At 49.2% G+C, this 8847-nt stretch carries 6 protein-coding genes; all 6 read left to right on the plus strand.

Going from position 1 to position 8847, the window contains the following annotated elements:
• Positions 1 to 167 precede the first annotated feature (167 nt).
• Positions 168 to 500 (plus strand): hypothetical protein, encoded by a 333-nt coding sequence (locus tag ACLUYS_RS08180; protein WP_412659573.1) that lies wholly within the window; start codon positions 168 to 170, stop codon positions 498 to 500.
• Positions 501 to 607: 107 nt separating this feature from the next.
• Complete coding sequence (locus ACLUYS_RS08185) at positions 608 to 1399, plus strand: transposase (protein ID WP_230266703.1); 792 nt, start codon at positions 608 to 610, stop codon at positions 1397 to 1399.
• 293 nt (positions 1400 to 1692) lie between these two features.
• Positions 1693 to 2520, plus strand: coding sequence for a hypothetical protein (locus ACLUYS_RS08190; protein WP_230266704.1), 828 nt, complete (start codon positions 1693 to 1695; stop codon positions 2518 to 2520).
• A 567-nt stretch (positions 2521 to 3087) separates the two neighbouring features.
• The gene (locus tag ACLUYS_RS08195) at positions 3088 to 4785 is read left to right on the plus strand and encodes an ABC-ATPase domain-containing protein (RefSeq protein WP_288339260.1); all 1698 of its coding nucleotides are present in this window, start codon (positions 3088 to 3090) and stop codon (positions 4783 to 4785) included.
• A 455-nt stretch (positions 4786 to 5240) separates the two neighbouring features.
• On the plus strand, positions 5241 to 7652 hold the full coding sequence (locus ACLUYS_RS08200; protein WP_230266706.1) for a glycoside hydrolase family 3 N-terminal domain-containing protein: 2412 nt from the start codon (positions 5241 to 5243) through the stop codon (positions 7650 to 7652).
• 290 nt (positions 7653 to 7942) lie between these two features.
• The gene (locus tag ACLUYS_RS08205; RefSeq protein ID WP_288339261.1) at positions 7943 to 8497 is read left to right on the plus strand and encodes a GNAT family N-acetyltransferase; all 555 of its coding nucleotides are present in this window, start codon (positions 7943 to 7945) and stop codon (positions 8495 to 8497) included.
• The last annotated feature ends 350 nt before the right edge of the window (positions 8498 to 8847 follow it).

An 8847-nucleotide genomic window follows, 5' to 3' on the forward strand; every position in this document is an offset into this window, starting at 1 on the left:
CGCGAAGAGAGGTATTTTAAATGAGAAAGAGAAAGAATGGCCGCGCTGTCGCATCCGCTTTACTCATAGCGGGCACACTGCTGGCAGGATGCAGCAGTTCGAAGCCAGCAGGAAGTGAGGTCAAAGCGGAGGTGCTGACCTGCACCGTTTCACAGGAAAACCCGATCGTGAAGGTTATTATAAAAGCTCCTTTCAAAGATGAAATGGTGAACTCGATGGAATACGTTGTGATCTATGATCTTGGATCCGCCGGTGTGGAAGGACAGGATCTGCTGGATCAGTATGGCGAGTCCATGAAGTCGGATATGGCTCAGGCATATGGAATACCAGAAGACAAAATCGATTTGAAGACGGAAGGGAATCTCCTCCAGGCCAGCATCGTCTTTGATGATCCCAAAGAACGTTTAACCGACATTCTTGGAAAAGAGAAAGTCAGCGACGAGGATCTGGTTTTCTCCCGTTTCAAATCGCAGATCGCCAATAAGCTGATGTGCGAGTAATTCCATTGATCTCTGGGAAAAGAACCGTTTCCAAAAAATGATAAGCTCCCCGGCGAGCAGACACGTGAAATAAACAAACGTGTTCTTCTTGAAAGGGAGCTTTTCTTATGGGACGAAAATCCAAATTTTCTCCTGAAATCAAGCTGGAATGTGTTCAACAATATATCTCCGGTGTGGGGTCTGCTGAACTCTGCAAACAGTACGGCATTCTTGACTCGAAAACGATCACCAAATGGGTTGGAATCTATAGGCGAGATGGTGCCGCCGGATTGATCACACCTAGCGTAAATAAAAGATATTCTTCTGAGCTGAAACAGAAAGTGATTGCGGAATATCGTTCAGGGCAAGCATCTTTGAGTCAGCTCTGTCTGAAATATCATATTTCTGCCGTCTCAGTAATCCGCCGCTGGCTGAAAGGCGATACGATTTCTCCATGTAAGGGAGGAACGAAAACGCCGAATCGAAAGAAGAACTCTGCAAAATCATTCACCAAAGAGCAGAAAATCGAAGCGGTAAAGCAGTGTCTTGAAAACGATAAGAATTATCAGGAAACCGCTCATCGTTTTGGCTGCACGTATACACAGATTTATAACTGGGTCCCAGCCAGCAGTAAGATAGTTCCTCCTGAAGCTTTCGCGTTATGGAACCAAAAAGGCTGTTCATGTATAGCTGGCGTTATTGTCGGCTTCGCCGGGACCAGCCTGCGCGGCTGGAGCGCGGTTCACTCCTCTCAAGAAGAGAGGGGGGCTCCTCCCGTCATACCACTCGCGCTCAAAGATTTCACAGAACCCAGAACCTGCCAAGGGACGCTTCGCTCAAGCCCTTGCCAGAACCTGGAACCTGTGAGACCTCCTCACTGTGAGCGATACGACAGAAGGAGGGCAATCCGCCCGCTCTAAACAACAAAAGCTTTTGGCATAATTCGTGCGAAATGCTTGAGCGAGTTTTATTCATTCCTGTGTCTGCTTGACGGGGGGCAGAGCGCTTCAAAACTCGAAGCGGTTCTTTTTGCTGGATGGTTTTGAGGGCGTAAGCGAAATTAGTTTTGTGATATTTCACCCCGATAATTGCTTCAAAATCTCATGCAGTATTCTGAATATATCCAGAACGACATATCATACAGAAAAGAGGAGTCCTGCAGGAAATCCCTTTAAAAAAAGGAAAAACAAAAGGGGGAAAGGAGCAATTTCAAATGAAAAAAGGTTTTGTCGCTGCATTCGCATCCACACTGCTGCTTCTTAGCGGATGCGGCAGTTCATCCAAACCAACCGTTGCGCTCGCCGATCCGTCCAGTCAGACATCGGTACTCCTGGAAACGTACGAACCGCAAAACGATACGAATGTCAGGCCGGCGACAGATCCGTCCAGTCATCCGCAGTCCGATACCAGCAAATTGAAGACCCGCAATCCAGTTTCGGAAAAATCCGATCCAGCCGCACAAAAGGCGGATTCCTCCGAATCTTCAAATCGGCCCGGAAACACTGGATCGTCTTCCCAAACGGAACCTTCCAAACCCGTTTCAGACTCTGCTCCGATTGCGGAACAGAACGATTCCACGCTCGACGCAATTGAGGACGATCCCTCAGCTTACTTTGAAACGTCCGAAGAGCAGGAAGACAGTGAATCTGTCTCTTATGTTCAGTCTGCCTGTTATGCAGATTACTACTATGTCGGCCTTATCGTGGAAGTGGAAGCGCCTGCCGAAAATCAACCGGTTTCGGCCATGACGATGTATTTCTTCCTTAATACGCAGGAAACGCTCGGAATGAGCGGACAGATGGCCTGTGTACTGGCACGCGCCGCAATTATGGCCGAAATCAGCGATGAACTGGGCAGTGTTTTTCCGTATGGAGACTGCGATACCGAAATGGTTGCGGATGAAGATTACGTCATCGTTCAGGTCCGTGTAAACGATCTGGGCGCCTATATTGAAGGCTCCACAAAACAGCCGTACGATCCGCAGGATCTGATTTTTACTAATGCCGTTCATGATCTTGAGCAGATCTTCTATTGTGAATAGACAAATCGGGTGGTTTTGTCGGATGTTCGTTTCCTTTCTCCCTTTTCCAGAAAGGCAACCCCAGAAGAAATGCTTTGCCTCTGTCGTCTGCCTTCATGACGACAGTTTTTTTCATTCGTGCCCATTGTCCTGCCTCTGGAGTACAGAGCCTTATCACAGCAGGATTTTCTATAGAAAAAAACAAATAAGTCGACGACTGTGCAAATGAAATTATATAACCGAATAAAATGTACGAATAAATAAAAATTCATGATGAAATAAAATAAGATAGGATAATGGCAGGCGTTAAGACAAATGCCGCCAAAGCCCATTTTGTAAAGAACTCATTTCGAACGGAAGCGCAGTTCGCCATTATCAGGAAGGGGCTGGAGCAGGATAAGACGATTCTGGGCAGATCAAAAGGAGGACGCCAAAGCAGGGATGTACGATGAATACGCTAAATTGTGAATAATTCCTCCATATTTCCCTTTGGAAAATCGTTCCCTCTGACTTTCCGATACGAAAGAGGGCAGAGATCGGACAGGACGGAAATGCACAAACGGAACAGGAAACAGAAGGAGTGAGCGTATGAATACGGCCAAAGCTTTGAAAGCAAAAATCCTCGCTATAAACGGAAGAGGCTATCCGGCGTATCGGGATTTGAAAGGAAAGTGGGACTTTGGAAGCTATGTGCTTTCCATCGACCATGTGCAGTCCGACCCGTTTGCTTCCCCATCGGACATTTCGATTCACATCGAAAATCCAGGCTTTCCTTCGCATCTTTACGAAAACCGTACCTGTCGGATTGCTTTGCAGGATGCACTGCTGCGGCTGTTTGGCCGGAAGCTGAAACAGGCGGATGTGCGCCGCTCCGGTTCTGGAAAATCAGGCGCACTGACGTGCAGTTCGGTCTGTCCGGAAGTGCTTGAACGTTCTGCAGTACAGATCGATCCGAAAAACGGTTCGCTGATTTTCCGGCTCAACGCAGGCTTTCCTGCCAAAGGCCGTTCGATTCTGGCCAAGGGGCTGGTGATGCTTTTATTTGATACTTTGCCGCCTTTAGTGGAATCGTCCTTGATTTATGCCAATCTGACGGCAGCGGAAAAAGAGCATCTGCAGCGGGTGTATGAGCTGTCTGTGGATCAGCAGGCGATTCGTAAACAGCTTCAGGACAGACATCTCGTGTCCTTTGTGGCCAACGGCGCGATTTTGCCGCGTAAGAGCGGGGCAAGCGCTTTGCCGATGGAGGACGCGATTCGGTTTGTGAGCGCGCCGGAAAAAGAAATTGAACTCGATCTGCCTTATGCCGGAAAAATCAAAGGCATGGGCATTGACGAGGGCGTAACGCTCATTGTCGGCGGCGGCTACCATGGAAAATCGACGCTGCTGCAGGCGCTGGAAATGGGTGTTTACGATCATATTGAAGGCGATGGCCGTGAGTATGTCATTACCCGCAATGACGCGATGAAAGTGCGCGCCGAAGACGGCCGCTGCGTTCATCATGAAAACATTTCTTCCTTTATTCAGAGTCTGCCCGGCGGTAAATCCACGGAAGATTTCGTCAGTGAAGACGCATCCGGATCGACGAGTCAGGCGGCTAATGTAGCGGAAGCGCTCGAATCCGGAAGCCAGGCGCTTCTGATCGATGAAGATACATCCGCAACCAACTTCATGATTCGCGATGAGCTGATGAGCGAAGTCGTTTCCCCAAAAGAAGAGCCGATTATTCCGTACATTGCCCGCATTCGTGAACTTGCCGATCAGGGCGTATCCACCGTGCTCGTTGCGGGAAGCAGCGGTCTGTTTTTTGATAAGGCAGATACGATTATCCAGATGAAAGAATACAAGCCGTACGACATTACAAAACTGGCCAGGGAAAAAGCGGCTGCCTTTGCCAAACCGCAGACCAGCGACTATCCGCCGATTGTCACTCCAAACAAACGGATTCTGAAAAAGAACGACGCGCTCTGTCAGGATAAGGCCAAGGTCAAAACATCCGCGCTCGATTCGCTTTCGATTGCCAGAGAGCCGATCGATCTGCGCGCCCTCGAACAGCTTGCCGATTCCCAGCAGTCGGCGGCGATCGGAAAAATGATCGTCTATGCGCAGCGCAATCTGGTCGATAATCAGAAAACGATCGACGAGATCGCTGAGGAGCTTGAAAATCTTGCGGATGAAAACGGAATGAGCTTTTTTGGAAAGGGCAATTTAGCCCGTCCAAGAAAGCAGGAACTGTGCGGCGTGATCAATCGCCAGCGTTCCAACGGCTTCCGTTTTCAGAAATGAATTTGAATTTGCGGATGATCTATACAAAATGGATTGTCTGCATCCTGTCGGATTCATCAGAAAACCACACGGATAAAACGATTTATCAAACTGCATAAAGCAGGTTTTACAGACGGATTTTTCCTCTGCAGATCCTGCTTTTTTTCATTTTCAGCGATAGGCATCGAAGAAAACGGGAGCGGATAAAATGCAGAAAGGCATAGTCAAATTCTGTCTGCACGATCGTTTGAGACTGCCTTGAATTATTTAAATAGATAACGGGAGTAAAATAAAACAAATTGTTTGGAATTATTATACAAATTAGGAAATAGACATTTCACAGTTACCAATTAATGCAATAGTTTGCATATATCATTAGCGTTATCATAGATATGAAGGAAAGAAGTAAACGGTTACAAGAGTTGGCCTTTTAACTGCGTACTTCTTTTACTCAAATTATGAAAAGGATGGAAGATATGATTCGAAACTCATTCCGTAGAGCGCTGAAGCGCACGGCAGCGGCGGCTGTCAGCTGTGCAGCAGCCTGCTCGATGATGTTCGCATCCGGAACGCCGATCATGGCCGCTGAAGACAGCGACGTAGCGATCGAAGCGCGCGTAAACGACATCATCTCCAAAATGACGACCCGTCAGAAAATCGAACAGATGATCATGCCGGATTTCCGTAAGTGGGGAACCAGTGACGACACCGCAACGGATTTCACCGAAATGAACGATGAGGTTAAACAGATTATCGCGGACTACGACTTTGGTGCCATTATTCTGTTTGCCAACAACGTTAAGGAAACCGAGCAGTCCTACAACCTCGCGATGGATATGCAGAAAGCAGCCATCAGCGACGGCGGACTTCCGCTTCTGATTTCCGTTGATCAGGAAGGCGGCTCTGTTTCCCGTCTGGGCACCGGTACAGCTCTGCCAGGCAACATGGCTGTCGGCGCTACCTTCAATACCGATGATGCAAAGAAAATCGGCGAAATCATCGGTTCTGAACTTTCCGTACTCGGTATCAACACCGACCTCGCACCGGTAGTCGATGTCAACAACAACCCGAACAACCCGGTTATCGGTCTTCGTTCTTTTGGCGATGATCCGGAACAGGTTGGTCTTATGGCTTCTGCCGAAATTGCTGGCCTTTCTGAATACAACGTAATCGGCTGTGCCAAACACTTCCCAGGTCATGGCGATGTGGCGACAGACTCCCACTATGGCCTGCCGATCGTAGACAAGACGGTCGAGGAAATCAAAAACAACGAGCTGAAACCGTATACAGTAGCGATCAACGAAGGCATCGAAATGATCATGACCGCACATATCCTGTATCCGGCTCTCGACAATACAACGCTTCACTCGGATCTGACAAACCAGGAAGAACAGCTCCCGGCGACTCTGTCCAAGAAAATTATCACTGACCTGCTCAAAGGCGAAATGGGCTTTGAAGGCGTAGTCAGCACCGACGCCATGAACATGGAAGGTGTTGCCAAAGTCTGGTCCCAGCCGCAGCGTGTTGCTGTAGCCATGGAAGCCGGCGCCGACCTGATCTGCATGCCAACCGTTCTGTACTGCAAGGACGACCTGAAAGATCTCGACGCGGTCATCAACTACTGCGAACAGGAAGTTGCCAACGGCAAGCTTACTCAGGAACGTCTGAATGACGCCTGCACCCGTATCCTGACCCTGAAAGCCCGCAAAGGCATTCTGGACTGGAACGAAAATGACTATTCCATCGATGAAGCCAAAGAAGTTGTCGGCTGCGCCGAAAACAAACAGGCTGAACGTGAAATCGCTGCCCGCGGCGTTACCGTTACCCGCAACGAAGACAACGTTCTGCCAATGGAAGTTACTAAGGACACAACCGTTCTCGTAGCTACTCCTTATTCCAACGAACCTGGCCTGATCTCCCTCGCCTGGAACCGCGGCAAAGATGCCGATACCGTAGAAAACGGTGCGAAACTGGATTATTTCGTATACACAGGCCAGGCTGAACTGACCGACGAACAAAAAGCAAAAATTGATGCGGCCGATTATGTAATGGCCGTTACCGAAGTTTCCAGCGCAGCCCGCATGGGCGGCAGGCACTGGTCGAGCAAAATACCAAATGAAATCGTGAAATACGCGAGGGAAAAAGGCAAAAAGGCTATCATCATGTCTGCGGACAAACCATATGATACCCAGTGGTATCCAGATGCTCAGGCAGTCATGGCCGTTTACGGCAACAAGGGTACCGGAGTTGACCCGACCGAAGCCATCATCGGCGGCGCAACCGGTGCTAACGAAGCCTATGGACCAAACATCCTGGCCGGTATGGAAGTTGCACTTGGGACCTTTGGTGCCAGCGGACAGCTCCCAGTCAACGTTTACAAGTATGATGATGCAACTGGCATGTATTCCACAACCGATGTCGTTTATCCGCGCGGTTCCGGTCTGACTTACCAGTCCAAATCCGATGCCAACCGGATGGAAATGTACCGTCTTTACAACCCGAATTCCGGCGAACACTTCTACACCAGCAGCTCCAGAGAACGCGACTACCTTGCGAAAGTCGGCTGGAAGAGTGAAGGAGTCGGCTGGATCGCTCCGAAGAAATCCAATACTCCGGTTTACCGCGTATACAACCCGAATGCCGGCGATCACCTCTACACACTGAGTGAACGCGAGAAAAACTACCTGGTTGACCAGGGATGGAAAGACGAAGGCATCGGCTGGTATTCCGATGACAACAAGGCCGTAGAAGTATGGCGTGAATACAACCCGAACGCCAAGAGTGCAAACCACAACTTCACAACCAACTTCAAGGAACATACATACCTGATTGAACTTGGCTGGAGAGGTGAAGGCATCGCCTGGTACGGTCTCGAAAACTTCGAGTAGTCAATCCCGACTCTGAAGGAAAATGCTTTAGCCGATAGAGCAGACCCATACATCAAAACAAAATAAAACGGCAGAGTTTGGACGCATCCGCCGTGCGTTCGAACTCTGCTTTTTTCATGGAATTTCAAGCGGCCGCTTTTCGCTTTTCAAACGCCCTGCTAAGGTAGAAATCAAACTTCGCTTTGCTCCGCTGACCAGAAATGCTTCGACATCTTTTTCGTTCCAGAAACAGCTCGAAGCCAACGGGTCGAAACGGCGGCGAAGAACGCACTTGAGAAAGGAGAAAGACAATGGAATTTCAGAGTGAACGACTGATTTTGCGTCCCTGGAAAGCCGAGGACGCTCAGGTATTATACGAACTCGCAAATGATCCGGATGTCGGACCGGCCGCCGGCTGGCCCGTTCACCAAAGCGAAGAGGAGAGCCGGCAGATTATCGAAAGTGTGCTGAGTAATCCGCTGGATTTTGCGATCTGCCTAAAAGAAACGTCGACGCCAATCGGCGCCATATCTCTGATGGTGCCCAAGCTGAAACAGCGTGAGGGGGCATCCCCATACGACAAGGAACTGGGCTTCTGGATCGGCAAGCCATACTGGGGCCATGGCTATGTGGAAGAAGCGGCAAACATGCTGATCGATTATGGCTTTGAAGATCTGTGGCTCGATCAGATCTGGTGCGCGCATTATACCGGCAATTCCAAATCCGCCAGAGCACAGGCCAAACTTGGCTTTTGCTTTTTCAAAACGGAAGAGCATGTCCTTGTACTGCTGCTTGGCGAATTCCGTGATGAAGTGATCAACCGCATGACAAGGGAAGAATGGAAAGCTCTGCGAAACGCGAAATAGATTCCAGTGTCAGAACCGAATCCGACCGCTCTTCTTTCTTTTTAAAAGACGCGATGCACAAATCTCTGTACAGATTTCTATACAGATCACCATTACAGACAACCACAGCCAATACATATAAGAAAACGGGCCGTGCGGCCCGTTTTTGCGTAGAGGGTGAACGATCGGAAGGCAGCAGGAAGAGAGGATTCTGTCCTTTCCTTGTTACTGCCGTTTGAATGTCTTCTTGAGCTCAATCCATAAATAGATGATTCGGGAAATCGCCTCGCGTCCGGCTTTTTTCCAGGTGAAATCCGGTGCGCTCTCCATTGCCCAGTTCGAAAAGAACTGTCTGGCCAGCGCGTTCGAAC

The organism is Allobaculum sp., from assembly GCF_047010065.1.
Classification (GTDB): Bacteria; Bacillota_I; Bacilli_A; order Erysipelotrichales; family Erysipelotrichaceae; genus Allobaculum; species Allobaculum fili.